We start from the raw sequence: 16,895 nt of genomic DNA on the forward strand, positions 1-16,895 counted from the left end.
GAAATGGAAAGCGAGTTAGGGATGGTGGGAGCCTAATGCAGGTCGGATGAATGAAGCGCACTTTGGAGAAATTTCTTGAACCGTTCAGTAGGGAATATCGGGGAGTCACCTCGTTAACAATGGAAAGTGGCCGCAATTTGTGGCAACTAGAGTGGTACCACGGGAATTTATGCTCTCGTCTCTTATTTAGAGGCGGGGGCTTTTTTGTTTAGGAGGGGAAAATGTCGATGAATAAACCAATTGCAGAATTGATTTCAACTGCTTTGAACAATGAAATGCCGGCAAGTGAAATAGAAAAATTAATGGAAAAGCCGAAATTGATGGAGTTAGGTGATGTAGCCTTTCCGTGCTTTACTCTTGCGAAAAAATTCAGAAAATCGCCTCAGGTGATTGCGTCGGAAATAGCTCAACAATTAAACAGTACATTGATTCAAGAAGTGAACGTAGTGGGAGGTTATCTGAATATTTTCGTCAATCAACAGATGGTGACGGAAAACGTGCTGCAAACGATATTAAGGGAAAAGGATCAGTATGGTTCGATGCAGACTGGACAGGGAAATGTCGTGATAGATTATTCCTCCCCGAATATTGCCAAGCCTTTTTCCATGGGGCACTTACGCTCTACGGTCATAGGGAATGCACTGGCCAACATTGCCGAAAAAAACGGCTATAATGCCGTTCGTATCAATCATTTAGGAGATTGGGGCACGCAATTCGGTAAGTTGATTGTTGCGTATAAGCTGTGGGGGGACAAAGAGGCAATCGAAGCTTCTCCGATTCAGGAATTATTGAAAATCTATGTGAAGTTCCATGAAAGAGCAGAAACCGATGAATCGTTGAATGAACAAGCACGCGCAAGCTTCAAGTCGCTTGAAGACGGGGACGAGGAAGCACTGGCATTGTGGAAATGGTTCAGGGATGCGTCTTTAAAAGAATTCGAGACGATTTATGATTTATTGGGCATCCGTTTTGATTCCTATGCCGGCGAAGCATTTTACAATGATAAAATGGATGCGGTTGTCGGGGAACTAAAAGAAAAAGGCCTGCTTGCCCTTTCAGAAGGTGCCTATGTCGTGCAATTGGAAGATATGCCGCCTTGTTTGATTACGAAAACCGATGGTGCAACACTTTATGCCACACGTGATTTAGCTGCTGCCATGTATCGTAAAAAACAGTATGAGGCAAAGAAAACATTTTATGTGGTCGGAAATGAACAATCTCTGCACTTTAAACAACTCTTTAACGTCATTGAAAAAATGGGGTATGAGTGGTCAAAAGACTTACAGCACGTAGCATTTGGCATGATGCTAAAAGACGGTAAGAAAATGTCGACCCGTAAAGGGAAAGTCGTGCTGCTTGCGGATGTATTGGCAGAGGCGATCGAAACTGCGAAGCGCAATATTGAAGAAAAAAATCAAGCGCTTGAACAGAAAGAACTGGTTGCAAGACAAGTAGGTGTCGGAGCGGTAATCTTTAATGATTTAAAAAATAACCGCATGAACGATATTGATTTTTCATTAGAGCAAATGATGAATTTTGAGGGAGAAACGGGCCCATATGTACAGTACACATATGCGCGAATTTCCTCCTTGCTTGAAAAAGGTGATTTTAAAGAGCAGGCCATCCAATATGAAGCTTTAGGCGAATATGCGTGGCCAGTCATCCAGCTGCTGGAGCAATACCCGATCATTGTCCAAAAATCATTTGAACAAGCCGATCCATCACAAATCGCGAAATTCAGCTTGCATGTATCTCGTGCATTCAATAAGTATTATGCACATTCGAAAATCCTGGTTGAAGATGAATGGAAACAGATGAAGCTCTCATTCGCTTTTTCCGTTGCGATCGTATTGAAGGATGCGCTAAGTTTATTGGGAATTTCAACGCCGAATAAAATGTAATGCATGTCAATAAAAGGAGCCATTTTGTTTCAAAATGGCTCCATAATTTATCAGATATAGGGCCATCTTCACTTTTTCCTTCTGTAAATCCCTTATGTTCCACTACTATTTTTCCATTATCAGTAAAGGTTACTACTTTTATCTTGACCTTGCCACCAGACTTTTGTTGAAGATGTCCAATCCATCCGCCAACTGTTTCATCAGAGTTTTTCTTATAATTTGCTTTCCACATACCATTATCAGATGTGCCTCCAATTGCTATACTGGAATAATTCCAATAACCTCCGATGGCAACACCCATACATATAACTACAACAAGTAACCATTTTGAATATTTATTTTTCATCAAAAAAAGCCTTCCCCTCTCTGTAGCTGTTTATATTATACAATTTTGTTAATGTATTTTAATATGGGGAAATGAAGGAGGCGGGCTGTCAGCTTGGCATTTGAAGTTGGCGTCGATCCATGCGACTATCCATTTTCAGCGGAAGAAAAAGAATTTGAATAAAATGGATTGACATTCATTGGTAATGTGTTAATATTTATAAAAATGGAACCGGTTCCAAAATTCGCGAATGGATGAATGTAATGGTTAAACAAGAAAACGCAAAGGTTACAATTTACGATGTTGCTAGAGAAGCAGGTGTTTCAAAGACCTCTGTTTCCCGGTATTTAGGGGGGAGATTTGATGAACTCTCTGACAAAACCCGTAAGAAAATCGAGCTGGCGATCAACAAAATGGAGTACCGCCCAAACACGATGGCAAGAGGGCTCAAAAGCAATAAGAGTTATTTGATTGGAATCATCGTGGCGGACATCAACAATCCATATACGACGGCCATCCTTCGGGGGGCTGAGGATATATGCAGCCAGAATGGATATAATCTGATGATTTGCAATTCGGATAATAACCCCGAGAAGGAAAGAGGCTATTTTGATATGCTTTTATCCCATCGCATCGACGGGCTTATCATTCATACGACTGGCGGTAATCACGACATGCTAAAACAGATGCAAGAGCAAAAGACCCCGGTCATCCTTTTGGATCGGAAGGTGCCGGATCTTGAAATAGATACGGTAGGATTGGATAATTTTCAGGCTACTTCACAAGCTGTCAATTATTTGGTTGGTCAAAATTATGAACGAATTGCATTTTTCAGCGAACCTGTCAGCAATGTCAGTACCAGGCATGAGCGGCGGCTATCCTTTCAGCAAACGTTGATGAGCCTCAGTCATCCGAGTTCAGAAGATGTTTATGAGGTCAATGTCGATGATTTAAAAGATGTCGAGTCCAAGCTCCAGCATTTTTTAGATGACTCAAAAGGCGTATCAAGAGCTATATTGACGGCAAATAGTGTCGTGCTATTAAAATTAATTTTACTTTTACAAGAAAAGAAACTGTCGGTCCCGGAAGATTTAGCAATGATGGGATTTGATAATCCGGATTGGAGCACCATCGTTTATTCGGGCATTACAACGATTGAACAGCCCACATACCAAATCGGGGTCGCTGCTATGGAAATGATCCTACGGCGCATTGATGGACAGGCTTCCCCAGCGCAGACAATGGCGTATCAAGCGAAATTGAATATAAGGGAAACGACTCCATTTATAAAAAAATCATAAGTCTTCTAAACTTGAAGGCTTTATTAACTCACAAAATGGTACCGATACCATTTTAGGGTCAGGAGGATTAATATGAAAGTACTTGTATGCATGAATTCAATACCGGCCGAAAGGCTTCAAGCGCTCGGACATCTTGAAATCATAAAACTCGTAGCAGCCGCTGGAGCTGATGGAATCGAAATCAGAAAAGAATTATTGACGCCGGATGATTCTCTGGAAGAATTGGGTGCCTTATGCAGGGAGCTTAACTTGGACATTTATTATTCCGCTCCTGAATTCCTGATCGGCTCGAACCATCAAATGAATGAATTAGGTTTTAAACGCTTGGCAAGGGAAGCGGATGAATTGGGAGCGGAATTGCTGAAGATGCCTCTAGGAAACTACGATTTTTTTGAAACAGATATGTTTCGAATGAATGAAGCCTTGGTGGAAAATCTGCAAAACCGTGAAATGAAAATCACCATCGAGAATGATCAGACGCTTGGCGGTGGAAACGTAAACCGGATCGCTCATTTCCTGAGTTGCTCCGAAAAGTTCGATATCCCGATAAGATTGACATTTGATACGGGCAATTGGCTGTATACAGAAGAAGTTCCAATGGAAGCTGCGAAAGGTTTAGCGGGATATGTGGACTATATTCATTTAAAGCAAGTGAAACGCGAGAAAGAGGGTTGGGTGACTGAGCCGGTATCGATGCCGCTGCTGCCTGAGGTAATGGAGTTATTGGAAAAGTTTAATGGCGCTTGTCCGGTAGCGATTGAATTCCCGGTAACATTGGAAAATGCAGCGACTTATATTTCACTTATGAAAATGGAACAGGAGGTCAGCCATGAACGAGCTTAAGGTACTGACGATGGGAGAAGCAATGGCGATGTTCATCGCTGAGGATTCGGGCAGCCTCGATGATTGCATGCGTTATAAGCGTTATGTGGCAGGGGCTGAAACCAATGTAGCGATTGGCCTGTCAAGGTTAGGGATTAAAACTGCATGGATGAGCAAGGTGGGCGATGATTCGTTCGGGCGCATGATTATGAAAACGCTCACAAATGAGGGGGTGGATGTCTCCCATGTTTTGATGGATCCATTCAATCCAACTGGGTTCCAGTTAAAATCCAAAGTCGAACAAGGAGATCCGGTCGTTGAATACTTTAGGAAGAATTCAAGCGCCAGTAAGATTTCCCTGGAGGACTTTCCCCTGGAGAAACTCCCTTCAACTCAGCACCTGCATTTAACGGGGATACCTCCTGCCATTTCCGGCAGTTTCAGAGATCTGTCATGGCAAGTCTTGAAACATCTGAAACAAAAGGGTGTAACCGTTTCATTCGATCCAAATCTGCGTCCATCACTCTGGCCGAATGAAAGGGAGATGATCAGCATCGTCAATATGTTTGCGGAGGAGGCGGATTGGCTGCTTCCCGGAATTCAGGAAGGTGAAATTCTTACAGGATACAGCAACAAGGAGGATATCGCCAGTTACTACCTCGAACTCGGTGTTAAGCTTGTGGTGATTAAACTCGGGGAAGAAGGAGCCTACTTTGCAACCCAAGATGGAAGGAAGGAGGTACCGGGTTTTACCGTAACGGAAGTCGTGGATACCGTAGGGGCAGGAGACGGGTTTGCTGTCGGGGTAATCAGCGCTTTACTGGAAGGGGCATCGAATGAAGAAGCGGTTTTACGCGGAAATGCGATAGGGGCCAAGGCCGTGATGTCTTCCGGAGATCACGAAGGCCTCCCTGATATGGAAGAGCTAGAACACTTTATGAAAAAAGGAGTGCTTCAATCATGTCTCAATTACAAGTAGCTTCGAGAAAAAGGTGGATGAGATTGATCCCCTTGGTGTTCATCACATACAGTCTCGCTTATCTCGACCGTGCGAACTATGGGTTTGGCGTAGCGGGAGGAATGGGGGAAGACCTTAATATCACCGCCGGGGTATCCTCCTTTCTGGCCGCGCTGTTTTTCCTTGGTTATTTCTTCTTTCAAGTTCCAGGTGCACATTACGCAGAAAAGAAAAGTGCCAAAATCCTGATTTTTTGGAGCTTGATTCTCTGGGGAGGACTGGCGACCTTGACGGGGATGGCGACAAGTGTGGCATGGCTCTATCCGATTCGCTTCTTGCTTGGTGTTGTTGAAAGCGCTGTTATGCCCGCGATGCTCGTCTTCTTAAGCCACTGGTTTCTAAAAGAAGAACGTTCCCGGGCCAATACCTTTTTGATTCTGGGGAATCCAGTTACTGTATTGTGGATGTCGATCCTTTCCGGCTACCTATTGAAGGCATTCGACTGGAGATGGCTGTTCATCATTGAAGGACTTCCGGCTGTCCTGTGGGCGTTTATCTGGTATAAGGTCGTCAATGACCGTCCCAAAGATGCCAAGTGGCTTACAGATCAGGAAAAGCAAGATATGGAAGCGACCCTCCAGAAAGAACAGGCTGCATTAAAACCTGTGAAAAATTATAGGGAAGCTTTTAAGTCAAAGCAGGTCATCGTCCTCAGTATCCAATACTTCATGTGGAGCATCGGGGTTTATGGGTTCGTCATGTGGCTGCCGTCCATTATTAAACAAGCGTCGAGCATGGATATCGTGGCAACGGGCTGGCTTTCAGCCGGACCTTATTTGTTAGCGGTCATTTCGATGCTGGCACTATCCTATTTTTCGGATAAAACATTGAATCGAAAAACGTTCGTTTGGACATCGCTGCTTGTGGGGGCAATCGCATTCTTCGGGTCCTTCATGCTCGGCACATCGAATTTCTGGCTTTCATATGCCCTGTTGGTTATTGCAGGCGGTGCGATGTATGCACCGTATGGACCGTTCTTTGCCATCATTCCTGAAATCCTCCCAAGGAATGTGGCTGGCGGAGCAATGGCCCTGATTAATAGCATGGGAGCGCTTGGCTCATTTGTAGGTGCTTATTTCGTCGGATATTTAAACGGATTGACCGGCGGGCCTGGAGCATCCTATATTTTCATGGCGGGATCGTTACTGATTTCAGCGTTACTCACATTGATGGTTAAAAAGCCTGCGGTTACGTCAGTCAAGCAAATGAAGGTAGTTTCGTCATGAAAATACAGCTGGCGTTGGATCGCATGAATATGGAGGAAGCCATTGAAATGGCACGAAGCGTGGAAGCCTCGATTGATTGGATTGAGGTGGGGACTTCCCTGATTAAAGAGTTCGGAGTGAATAGCATTATAGAAATGAAAAATCACTTTCCGGATAAAAAAATCGTTGCCGACATGAAGACGATGGACAATGCGGCTTATGAAATGGATCTTTGCTTTCAAAGCGGGGCTGATATAGCTACGGTAATGGGGGCTGCATCGGATGTAACCATCCAAAAATGCCTGGAAAAAGCGCGTGAATACAAGGGGCAGATCATGATTGATTTATTGAATGTATCCGATACCCGGCTTGAGCAATTACGGATTTACCGTCAGGCGATATTCTGTGAGCATGTAAGCAAGGACAGCCAGGAGAATTCAGGTCATGCCATGATCAATATGAGAAATCATGCTGGGTCCATGAGGGCTGCAGCAGGAGGGATCACTCTTTCGTCCTTGCCTGTAATGGTCAGGAAGGGGCTGGATGTCATCATCATTGGCTCGGCGATTACAAAAGCAAAGGATCCAGCAGAAGCTGCCCGTCTATTTAAGGAAACGTTGAATGGAAAGAAAGGTGTGAAGGAAGTTTGAAGAAGGAAATTGGGGTTATTTTAGAAGAAATGAACGGTGTATTTCACAAAATGGACGGAGGGGTAACGGATGTGCTCCTAAAAAATTTACGGACCGACACCAGGATCTTCATCGTTGGTGAAGGCAGATCGGGCTTCATGGCCAAAGCCTTTGCGATGAGATTGATGCACCTTGGCTTAAACGTCTATGCAGTCGGGGAAACGATTACCCCTTCTATTTCGAAAGGCGATCTGATCATAGCCATTAGCGGGAGCGGCTCGACCAAAAGTGTGATATCAGTTGCAGCAAAAGGCAGAGAAGTGGGATGCAAGGTGTTTTCGATCACGACGAATGACCAATCGGAATTGGCGAATGTCTCTCATGAGGTCTTGGTGATACCGGCAGCAACGAAAAATCGCTTGGAACATGAAACGAAAAGCGTCCAGCCGTTAAGTTCTTTGTTTGATCAATGTGTACATGTTTTATGTGATGCAGTATGCTTGGACTATTCATTAACCGAGTCCATCAGCCACGAGCTTACTTATTCCAAACATAGTAATGTAGAGTGAAATATGGCGGGACCCTTTCAGCGGGTGCCCGCCTTTTTTGATATGAAAAATGCCCTTACTCCCAAAAGGGAATAAAGGGCATGCACCGTGAACATGTCACGGTGATAATGAATTAATAAGCCAGGCTGAATAGGGCTTTGATGTGTGATAGGTAGCGAACATTACTTGCTTCTTTCATCAATGTAGCCGGAAGGCCTTTAAGGGACGTGTTATTGGCCCCGACGGTTGCCACCGCATCCTTACGGCCAAGGCTCGCAAGTGTACCTGAGTTTACAGGTGAGAATGCTTCAAGTTTCTTGCCTTCAAATGCTGCATATAGGTTGTATCCAACGAGCTCACCCATTTGCCAAGCATTTTGTGCAGTAGGAGCATATGGACGGCCGCCTTCTGGAGGGAAAGCAACGGCACTGTCGCCGACAACGAATACGTCTTTATGGGATTTGGATTGCAAATACTCATTGACGGTTGCTTTTCCGCGATCCACTTCAAGGCCTGATTCGCCTACGATAGGAAGAGCCGCAACTCCGCCTGTCCAAACAAGCGTATTGGCCGTTATCGTTTGTCCGTCTTTCAATTCGATTTGATTTCCTTTAACACCCGTTACAGGCAGACCTGTCAGGAATTCAACGCCGCGTGCTTCCAAGCTTGTCATGGCACGTTCGATTAAGTGGTCAGGCAGTACCGGAAGGATTTTTGGACCAGCTTCCACAAGCTTGATTTTCAAGTCCTTGAAGTCCACTCCGAACTTTTTGGCGATTTTAGGGAAATGATCCACGATTTCACCGATTAACTCAACGCCCGTCAATCCGCCGCCGCCGATCACGATGGTTGCGTCCGCTTCATTATTCGTTTGAGAATATTCGCGGATGCGATCTTCGATATGTTTGTAAATCTTGTTAGCATCATTAACGGATTTCAAGACCATGCTGTTTTCCTCAAGTCCCGGAATGCCGAAGAATCCTGTTTGGCTTCCCAAAGCAACAACCAGAGCATCATAAGATAATGTGGAACCATTGGCAAGTTTCACTTCTTTATTATCGACCGAGAATGACTCCACTTTGGAAATGACAAGGTCGATATCTTTTCCTTTGAAAAGCTTTTCCAAAGGAATGGAAACGGCTTGTTCAGAAATGGATCCGCCTGCAAGACGGTGCAATTCGGTGATGATTTGGTGCGTTGGAAACTGGTTCACCACTGTAACCTGCACTTCATCCTTTTTGTAATATTCACGTACGGATAAGGCAGATAGTAATCCTGCGTAACCTGCACCTAAGATGACGATTTGTTTTGACATAGTTAATCCCCCGTCCTTACTGATTGAAAGTTCATCAAATTATTTTTGGTTTTTACGTTCTGCAGAGACTTCAAGAAAAGCTTGGGCGAAACGGAAAAGCTTTTGTGCTTCCGGATCTTTCATCATCCTTAACAGACCAAAAAGGCCGATCACATCATTATTCTCTTCTGCACGATCCTTAGCCTCGATGGCATTAGCAGCAAGCCCTTTCACTGAATGGACCACAGGTGTCGCGATCTCCGAAATGGCGCTGACCGTATCATTTTTCAACACATCATCAGTCGCAACCGATTGAGCGAAATCATAAGACTTTGTTAAAATATTCACTAACTCAGTTAGTTTTGGTAACTGCTCGACTAAAGTGTTCAATGATTCCTGAACCTCAGGCTTTAATAATTGGTCCAGTACATCTAATTGTTTTTGGCGGGCATTAAGTTGTTCAGTTTGTGATTGGGTAATCGTTTCTGACATATCCAATTCTCCTTTGCAATAAGCATTTTGTTGATGTAATTAGAAAAACTTGTAAAATATTACACAATGTGAGACGAGAAAAAATACTAACAAAAATGTAATAAAAGCTAAACTATAGTATATCCCTTTAGTGGCTTGAAAACAGCTGATTTTTTAAAAAAGATTCATAAAATCATCTTTTCCTGCTTATTTGAAGTACAGATTTTAATGAAAGTTACCTGTCTTTACCTAAAGTGTACTGTAAGAGGGTGCCTGCCATCGACGCCTGTCATACATATTTCCATCTTGATTTGCCATCCTAAATGATGGAGGTGAAAAAATGTGACGGATTCAGAATCTAAACTTACAGAAGAGAATAATGGTAAGAAGCTTCATAAACTGGTTGGCAGTATGGAATATACTAAAGCGCAACTAATGGAAGGTATGAATGGGATTTCTGAAGTTTACCTCAAAAACAGCGAGGAAGGTACATCGGAAACACCTGATAAATAATATTGTTGTGTAAGCATACTTAAATAGCAGGAACAACAGGCTTGAGGAAAACATATAAAGCGTGGAAGATAAATTCGCCAATGGCGAGCTGGATAGTCTCGATGTCATTCGCCGGTATGGTGTCATCATCGATTATGCAACGAATAAAGCCTTGCCGGAATCAACAAAACAGTTCCGTGCATCCATGAAAACCCGTTCATTGGCTTAGTGGAAATAACGTGAAACAGGTTCCGAATTACTCGGAACCCCAGACTGCAGATCAACTCGAAAAAAAACGAGTTTGCCTGCAGTTTTTTTTGAAAAAAAGATCCAGTTGATTTCAGAAATCCGATCCCTTTCCGCCGACTGTCTGCCAAGCCTCCTCACCGTAAGCGGCTGCGAGGTCTCGGCTAGCCAGTTATTCGGCAGGAGTGTCGCAAATTTCTTCAATCTTTTAAGGGTTACATCCGTATAAAATTCTTCCATGTTTCAAGTTTTCATCCTTCTATTTTAAAAAGACTGTAGGAGAAAGAGTTCGGAAAACGTATTTAAATAATGTTCCTGAACCAACTGACCTAAAGTATTACCTTCGACTCCAAGTATGATTTCCAACTGTATTTTGTAACAAAGTGATTGGAGAGGAAGGTACGAGACCCGCAGGCTCAAGACGAGGAGGTTCCCCGACCGCCCGCGGATAAGCGGGTGCCTGAAGCGGAAACCAATATCCCAATCGTGTCATTCTTAATGGAAACCCATCAATTCCTTCACATGTTTACAATTATCTTGTGAAGTGAGCATTTCCAAGAGCGTAAAGGCAACATCGAATGCTGTGGATGGATTGTAGGATGTAATGATATTGTCCGTGACGACAATCGGTTCGTTCACTACAATCGCCCCAAACTCTTTTAGCTGCCCCTGTCTCTTACTGGTTGGGTGGTTGTATGTTGTGGCTTTTCTTCCATTCAATATCCCGCTTTTTCCTAGTGGGAGGGAACCTACACAAATGGTTGCGATGATTTTGTTCTTATTATGAAAATGTTTGATTACATCAAGAAACCTCTGATCATAGGCATCCTCATAGAAACCGGCTTCTTCAAAGCCTCCTGGAATGGCCAGGGCATCGTAGTCATCAAGGTTCACTTGATCGAGGGTCAGTTCGGGCTGCACGATGAAATTCCAGGTGCATTTCAATCGTTCGTGAAGTCCCACCGTAACCAGGTCAGTGGTGCCATCACCCTCTAATTTATTCCACCCCAATACATCTGTAAACACACTTGCTTCAACCGCTTCGAATCCATTGGATAGCAGCATCAATACTTTTTTCATAACAGCATCCCCCTTATTTATATTTGAATTAATTATATAAAAAGCAAATTCCTTTATACATGTGATTAATTACGTATTCATCTCATTTCTTTTTATTTTATAATGTATTTGAAAGGATTCTGTTAATAATAAAAAGTGGGGCGATTGAGATGGATCGAACGGATAAAAAAATACTTTCCTTGCTTGAGAATAATGGGCGCATGTCCATGAAAGAACTGGCACAAGAAGTGTCCTTAACGGCTCCAGCAACGAAAGAACGTGTGAATAAATTAGAGGAAAGCGGAGTGATAAAGGGGTATAAAACGGAAATATCACTTGAAAAACTTGATAGGAGCATTACGGCATTCATATTATTCGAAACGGATAGATGCAAGGATTTTTATCAATTTAGCTTGAGCCATCCGGAGGTTCTGGAATGCCACCGGTTAGCCGGTCAATACAGTTATCTTATTAAAATAAGTACATATTCGATGGAAACGCTGGAAGACTTCGTCGATGAAGCCATTAAATACGGAAAATCTTCCACCCATCTGATCTTTTCTTCCGCATCGAAAAATGTTTTTTCAGGAGAAGAGATTTAACCGGCTTCAACACATTTACTTTCCTTCTCTTTAATATATGAGCGATTAGCAGGAAATAACTCCACCAATATAGAAAGTAAATAGTAACAAAAATCACAGTTGGATGTTCAAAAAGGGAGTGGAGAAGAGTGAGTTTTGTTTATGATGAAGATAAAATAATGGAATTCCTTTTGCAGAATAAGAGTGAGTTTGAAGAATATCTTTTATCAGCAGCGGTCAATGTCAGGGATAAAATCGAAGAAATCCTTCTGATTGGAAATGTCGATCTTTTGAATAATGCACATAAGCTTGTCCGTTATATAGTGGAGCAGAATGAAACGGATTTGATTGCCTTTGCCGAACAAGAGGGAGTTACGTGGGCAACCCACTCCTTGACGCTTTCATTCAAGCTGGAATGGATTCAGGCCCTTCGCAGAACGCTTTGGACCTTTCTTTATAAGTTCGAACAAGAAAAGAAAGCGTTCATTGAGGATTCCAAGGTCTTTTTTGATTTAGAGAAAATAGTGAATGAAAAGGTTGATGATTTTCTTAAATCCTTTTTCGTCAGTTACTCCGATTACAAAGACAAATTGATTCTCGCTCAGCAAAACTTGGTGGAAAATCTATCCGTCCCGATCATTCCCGTCACTTCCACCACCTGTGTCCTTCCGTTAATCGGGACAATCGATTATTCACGAATTCAGATAATCGAAGAAAAGGTATTGATGGAGATAGGTAAACTGCGGATACAGACCTTGATCTTGGATTTGTCCGGTATCATCGAAATCGAAGTTGAAATGATCACTGATTTGATGAAAATCCTCGATGGAACGGCAATGATGGGGTGTAAAGCTGTGGTGACTGGATTACGCCCAGAAGTTGTTACGAAAATGATCCGTTCAGGGATTCAGCTCGATAATAAAGCAGAAACAAAGGGTACGCTGCAGCAGGCCTTGAAGGACTATCTTGCAGTTACCTAAATCGTGAAGTGGGAGTCGCCATGTTTTGGTGACTTTTTTTTGTGGGTAATTTGGAATATAAAGGAATATTATTTGCGATTTTATCCTGTCAAAATAAGTAAATGGAATGAGGGAAGGATGCTCCGGACAGAACCGAATCTTGGTTCGGAAATTCGCACCCTTTCCGCCGACTGTCGCGAATTTCTTCAGGATCAACCTTCCAAAGGTTTCACTTCAGCAAGGAATAGACATATGTATCATGAGGAATCCCGTTTTGGTAAATATAACTTCTTAATATTCCTTCCTTGATGAAACCCAGCTTAAGCAAGAGCTCACTTGATGGCTGATTTTCCAGAAAAACGACCGCGCCGATACGGGTTAAATCAAGGTCGGTGAAACCGTAGGCGATAGCTTCCTTAAGCGCTTCTGACGCAAATCCTTTACGCCAATGCGCTGGATGGATTTCATAACCGATTTCCGCCCGTCTGTATTTGGGACTGTGGGCATGAAAACCAATGGTGCCAATCAATTCCTGTGTATCTTTTCTTTCAATTCCCCATCGAACGGCTCGTTTTTCATGATAGTTTTTCGCAAAGGCTGCTACAATATCCTTGGCCTGTTCGACATTCTCCAATGAATCCTGTCCATAAAAGCGGGTGACTTCATCTTTTGATAAGCATTGGAAAAGAGCTTCCGCATCACTTTCACGAATTTCCCGTAAGCGTAACCTTTCCGTGTTCAATTCAGGAAACATTTTTTTCCCTCCTCATAAATCAGTTTTCTATCTATTCGGTCCCCACAAAGGTTTTTCCTTTATTATGAAGTGCTTATTTTGCCGGTATTTTCGGTGGTAATCGGACAAGCTAACATTAGTTCAATTTAAAAAAACATTGGATGAAGGGGAGATAGATCATGGGAAAAAAACATCGCAACCGCATCGCTTCACCAAAAAAGAATAACCATATACCGAAAGCGGATATCATTGCAGAACATGAAGCACACGGTAAGGAATATTCTGCAAATAAACGAAAGAACGGTCCTGGTTCCAATACAGATTGAGTAAACGTAGTGACCGCTCCTGCCTTTAATGGCTGGGCGGTCTTTTGTGTTTCTTGCCATCAAAGGGTCCATCCTATATCTTAAAGAATGAAGAAGTATTGAAGGGAGTTAGGATGATGAAAGCACTTGTCTTTGATGATTTCGGCGGTCCGGAAGTTCTGTCTGTAAGGGAAATTGCAGAGCCTGAACGTTCAAAATCAGCCGTGATCGTTCGAATGAAAGCAATTGGATTGAATTTTGCTGATGTATATAGAAGGAAAGGGAATTATCATTTGGTGGGTGATCCCCCATTCATTCTAGGGTATGAAGGGGCAGGGGTCATCGAATATGCCGGGGAAGATGTCCATCATGTGAAAGCAGGAGATCGTGTCGGGTTCGCTGATGTTCCCCATGCCAACGCGGAGCTGGTTTCAGTTCCAGCTGACAAGCTATTGCCTCTGCCTGAGGGCATTACCTTTGAAACGGCTGCTTCCGTTTTACTTCAAGGATTGACTGCCCAATATTTAACGCATGACAGCCATCGAGTTAAAGAAGGGGAAACCATTCTGGTCCATGCCGCTGCAGGCGGAGTCGGTCAATTTCTGACACAGATGATCAGGATGAAGGGCGGTCAGGTCCTTGGCTTGACCTCATCAAATGATAAAGCGGCTGTTGCCAAACAAATGGGTGCGGATCATGTTTTCCTTTACGGATCGGACTGGGTGGAGTCCATTAAGGATGTTACCGGCGGTAAAGGCGTTGATGTCGTTTATGAATCAGTGGGCCAAACCTTGATGGATAGTTTCCGTGCGACCAAGACTGGAGGAGCTGTCGTATTCTTTGGGATGGCAGGCGGTGATCCAGAGAAAATCGATCCCAGGATGTTAATGGATACATCCAAGGCATTAATTGGCGGAGACCTTTGGAACGTCCTGACTACCCATGAAGAACGGACAAGAAGAACAGCAGAGCTGTTCCAATGGATTCTGTCAGGGGAAATCCACATCAAAGAACCGACTCTTTTTTCGTTGGAAAATGGGGCGGATGCACATCGACTTCTTGAAAGCCGGAAAAGTTCGGGGAAACTATTATTAATACCATAACAAATCATGAGGGCTTTCCATTTTAAATGGGGGCCTGTTTGTCTGCAGGGATTCAACCCCTTATTCATACTGATGATTAAAACCTTTTTCAGTTCCTTTATATAAACCCATGCTTAGACCCTTGGAATAACTCCATAATAAATGCCCCTGCCCTTACAAGTGTTATGGCCTGCCGTCAAAACAACTTGCTTCCCAAGTCGCCTTATCCACAAAAGCCATATGCAATACACGAATCCAGAGGAGAAATCCACAGTGCGCCAATCACCAAACCACAATCGTCATTCTGCAATTCACAGTCGGCATTTGTTACAAGCAAAAAAAAGAGAACGGATCCGTTCTCTTGGAAAACATATTATTTTAAGACGAAATGGAGAGAACATCGAGACGCTCCTTTTGGATCGCGAAATAGGATTGGAGGGTTTCCTTTTTCTTTGTGAGAGGGAAGTTCCGGACGTCCGGGGCCACTGCATGATTGCCGAATTGGAGAAGCAAGGTCAACAGCCTGTCCAACTGGCCATATGCATCGTTTCTAATGCGGGCCATATATTCGGCCGCGACCTGTTTATCTTCGGTATTTTTCCCTTTTCCTTCCGCCCGGAATTCATCGGTCACTGTCTTTACACGGGAAATGAGCCATGTTTCGCACCAGTCGTTCAGCACATGGCGGATGAAATCCGCTTGATGGTATTTACGGAGAATGGGCTCGATATGTTCATCCATTTCCAAATCATTCACTTCCCAGCGGAGAGCTTTCTCGGAGATGTTTCTATGAAAATGGTCGCGTTCAAGCAGGCTTTTGATGGATTCTGCCTGGTGGGCATACTTGACCATTTGTTCCAATGCTTCATTGTACATGATTTTGCTTAAATAAGCAGAGGCTTGTTTTGGGGCAAGAAGCAACTGCTTATTGGCAGGTAGAGCCTGGCCAAATTTCTTAAGGGAATGAGAATAGATGAAACGGGCTAACTTCTGCAGTTCCTTTTGGATATCATGGGAGATGTTCATCGCTTCTTGCAGAAATGAACGGAAAATATATTTGCCGACCCGTTCCAATTCCCTGCATACAGAATCATTGATATGCCCAAGGTAGCCAGAGTTAAAAATCGTTCTCCGCAACAATGTCCGTTCCGCCCTATTTTCCTTATACTCATCCAAGACGCCATCGGTAAAGGTGAATACCAGAACTTCTTTTTTTGAAAAAGCCCTGCTCGCAAAAGAAATCTTTACGATATGGCCTAAAGCGTCATGGATTGCGGCGACTGCATCCAATAAGCGCTGCCTTGTGAATGGCGAGCGGGAATCAGGAACGATTTCATCATAATCGAACAGTACTTCTTCAGACTTCAAAACGGACATTCGGAAGGCACCCATAAGCAGCAGCCGTTTTCCATGAATCGTTAGGGCTTTGAAAGCAGCACTATAAAAGAAACGGTACTTTTTGCAATAACGGTCCGTCTTCCTGTTATAGCCAAGATTACTTGCAGGACCAAGGTTAAACTTGTACAAAACATCTTCACCTAGATGAACAGGCACAAACACTTTTTTTAGTGATCCTTGTGGTACGGTGAATTTATGGATGATCTGCCTTAAGTACTTTTCTGTCGTTCCGACTCCCCGGGCCATCATATGAAGCGGGCTCTGAATGACCCCATCCCAATCACTGTGGAGCAAGGCATACAAACACGTATCGAATTCAGTGGAGGATACATTTCTTAATAGGTATCGGTATGTTTCTTCATAAATCATAAGGCTTCGCCCCCTTTGGCATCGATTCTTATCTAGAGTCTATATAAACATTGAATCGGAAAAAGTAGCATCGGTGGGGCAAATAGTTTTGACGTAATTCCGCTAGATTTAAAAAATAGTAAATTAGTTGCATAAAAGTGGTAAAATGGGTAAATGG

18 protein-coding genes and 1 other annotated feature (1 of these 19 only partly in view) are annotated in these 16,895 nt (G+C 43.3%); of the genes, 13 read left to right on the top strand and 5 right to left on the bottom strand.

The features are described from left to right. Positions 1-186: a binding site (T-box leader), on the top strand (it extends 33 nt beyond the left edge of the window). A gap of 35 nt (positions 187-221) precedes the next feature. From argS to hxlB, 7 genes are all read left to right on the top strand, one after another. Further along, positions 222-1,901 carry an arginine--tRNA ligase gene (argS, locus tag A6755_RS06065; protein ID WP_244889638.1) on the top strand — a complete coding sequence of 560 codons (1,680 nt, stop codon included), beginning with the start codon at positions 222-224 and terminating at the stop codon, positions 1,899-1,901. Between the two features lie 588 nt (positions 1,902-2,489). Next, positions 2,490-3,527 carry a LacI family DNA-binding transcriptional regulator gene (locus tag A6755_RS06070; protein ID WP_063590095.1) on the top strand — a complete coding sequence of 346 codons (1,038 nt, stop codon included), beginning with the start codon at positions 2,490-2,492 and terminating at the stop codon, positions 3,525-3,527. A gap of 72 nt (positions 3,528-3,599) precedes the next feature. Continuing rightward, positions 3,600-4,370 carry a sugar phosphate isomerase/epimerase family protein gene (locus A6755_RS06075; protein WP_063590096.1) on the top strand — a complete coding sequence of 257 codons (771 nt, stop codon included), beginning with the start codon at positions 3,600-3,602 and terminating at the stop codon, positions 4,368-4,370. Beyond that, positions 4,357-5,328, top strand: coding sequence for a sugar kinase (locus A6755_RS06080; RefSeq protein WP_063590097.1), 972 nt, complete (start codon positions 4,357-4,359; stop codon positions 5,326-5,328). The genes A6755_RS06075 and A6755_RS06080 overlap by 14 nt, the downstream gene beginning before the upstream one ends. Continuing rightward, positions 5,310-6,593, top strand: a complete 1,284-nt coding sequence (locus A6755_RS06085) for an MFS transporter (protein WP_063590098.1) — start codon at positions 5,310-5,312, stop codon at positions 6,591-6,593. The genes A6755_RS06080 and A6755_RS06085 overlap by 19 nt, the downstream gene beginning before the upstream one ends. Then, positions 6,590-7,222, top strand: a complete 633-nt coding sequence (gene hxlA, locus A6755_RS06090; RefSeq protein WP_063590099.1) for a 3-hexulose-6-phosphate synthase — start codon at positions 6,590-6,592, stop codon at positions 7,220-7,222. The genes A6755_RS06085 and hxlA overlap by 4 nt, the downstream gene beginning before the upstream one ends. Then, the gene (gene hxlB / locus A6755_RS06095) at positions 7,219-7,770 is read left to right on the top strand and encodes a 6-phospho-3-hexuloisomerase (RefSeq protein WP_244645310.1); all 552 of its coding nucleotides are present in this window, start codon (positions 7,219-7,221) and stop codon (positions 7,768-7,770) included. The genes hxlA and hxlB overlap by 4 nt, the downstream gene beginning before the upstream one ends. Before the next feature lie 112 nt (positions 7,771-7,882). On the opposite strand, the gene A6755_RS06100 is transcribed toward hxlB, so the two are convergent. Next, entirely contained in the window at positions 7,883-9,064 is a 1,182-nt protein-coding gene (locus A6755_RS06100) for an NAD(P)/FAD-dependent oxidoreductase (RefSeq protein WP_063590100.1), read from the bottom strand. A gap of 39 nt (positions 9,065-9,103) precedes the next feature. Then, positions 9,104-9,535, bottom strand: a complete 432-nt coding sequence (locus A6755_RS06105; protein WP_063590101.1) for a DUF1641 domain-containing protein — start codon at positions 9,533-9,535, stop codon at positions 9,104-9,106. Positions 9,536-9,856: 321 nt separating this feature from the next. Between A6755_RS06105 and A6755_RS26940 the strand changes: the two genes are divergently transcribed. After that, the gene (locus A6755_RS26940) at positions 9,857-10,027 is read left to right on the top strand and encodes a hypothetical protein (RefSeq protein WP_161784817.1); all 171 of its coding nucleotides are present in this window, start codon (positions 9,857-9,859) and stop codon (positions 10,025-10,027) included. Between the two features lie 61 nt (positions 10,028-10,088). Continuing rightward, on the top strand, positions 10,089-10,235 hold the full coding sequence (locus A6755_RS26945) for a hypothetical protein (protein ID WP_174878701.1): 147 nt from the start codon (positions 10,089-10,091) through the stop codon (positions 10,233-10,235). A 512-nt stretch (positions 10,236-10,747) separates the two neighbouring features. Here A6755_RS26945 and A6755_RS06115 read toward each other — a convergent pair. Next, positions 10,748-11,332 (bottom strand): DJ-1/PfpI family protein, encoded by a 585-nt coding sequence (locus tag A6755_RS06115; protein WP_063590103.1) that lies wholly within the window; start codon positions 11,330-11,332, stop codon positions 10,748-10,750. 149 nt (positions 11,333-11,481) lie between these two features. Between A6755_RS06115 and A6755_RS06120 the strand changes: the two genes are divergently transcribed. Both A6755_RS06120 and A6755_RS06125 read left to right on the top strand, forming a co-directional pair. After that, a complete protein-coding gene (locus A6755_RS06120) occupies positions 11,482-11,913 on the top strand; it encodes an Lrp/AsnC family transcriptional regulator (RefSeq protein WP_034304284.1) in 432 nt (143 codons plus the stop codon). Positions 11,914-12,041: 128 nt separating this feature from the next. Continuing rightward, complete coding sequence (locus tag A6755_RS06125) at positions 12,042-12,872, top strand: STAS domain-containing protein (protein ID WP_134402091.1); 831 nt, start codon at positions 12,042-12,044, stop codon at positions 12,870-12,872. Positions 12,873-13,080: 208 nt separating this feature from the next. Here A6755_RS06125 and A6755_RS06130 read toward each other — a convergent pair whose 3' ends face one another. Next, positions 13,081-13,605, bottom strand: a complete 525-nt coding sequence (locus A6755_RS06130; RefSeq protein WP_063590104.1) for a GNAT family N-acetyltransferase — start codon at positions 13,603-13,605, stop codon at positions 13,081-13,083. Positions 13,606-13,763: 158 nt separating this feature from the next. On the opposite strand from A6755_RS06130, the gene A6755_RS26555 reads away from it, so the two are divergent. Both A6755_RS26555 and A6755_RS06135 read left to right on the top strand, forming a co-directional pair. Beyond that, the gene (locus tag A6755_RS26555; RefSeq protein WP_100298038.1) at positions 13,764-13,910 is read left to right on the top strand and encodes a hypothetical protein; all 147 of its coding nucleotides are present in this window, start codon (positions 13,764-13,766) and stop codon (positions 13,908-13,910) included. Between the two features lie 116 nt (positions 13,911-14,026). Then, the gene (locus tag A6755_RS06135; RefSeq protein ID WP_063590105.1) at positions 14,027-14,992 is read left to right on the top strand and encodes a quinone oxidoreductase family protein; all 966 of its coding nucleotides are present in this window, start codon (positions 14,027-14,029) and stop codon (positions 14,990-14,992) included. Between the two features lie 357 nt (positions 14,993-15,349). Here A6755_RS06135 and A6755_RS06140 read toward each other — a convergent pair whose 3' ends face one another. Next, positions 15,350-16,738, bottom strand: a complete 1,389-nt coding sequence (locus A6755_RS06140) for a hypothetical protein (RefSeq protein WP_063590106.1) — start codon at positions 16,736-16,738, stop codon at positions 15,350-15,352. Between the last annotated feature and the right edge of the window lie 157 nt (positions 16,739-16,895).

The organism is Peribacillus frigoritolerans, from assembly GCF_001636405.1.
Classification (GTDB): domain Bacteria; phylum Bacillota; class Bacilli; order Bacillales; family DSM-1321; genus Peribacillus; species Peribacillus frigoritolerans.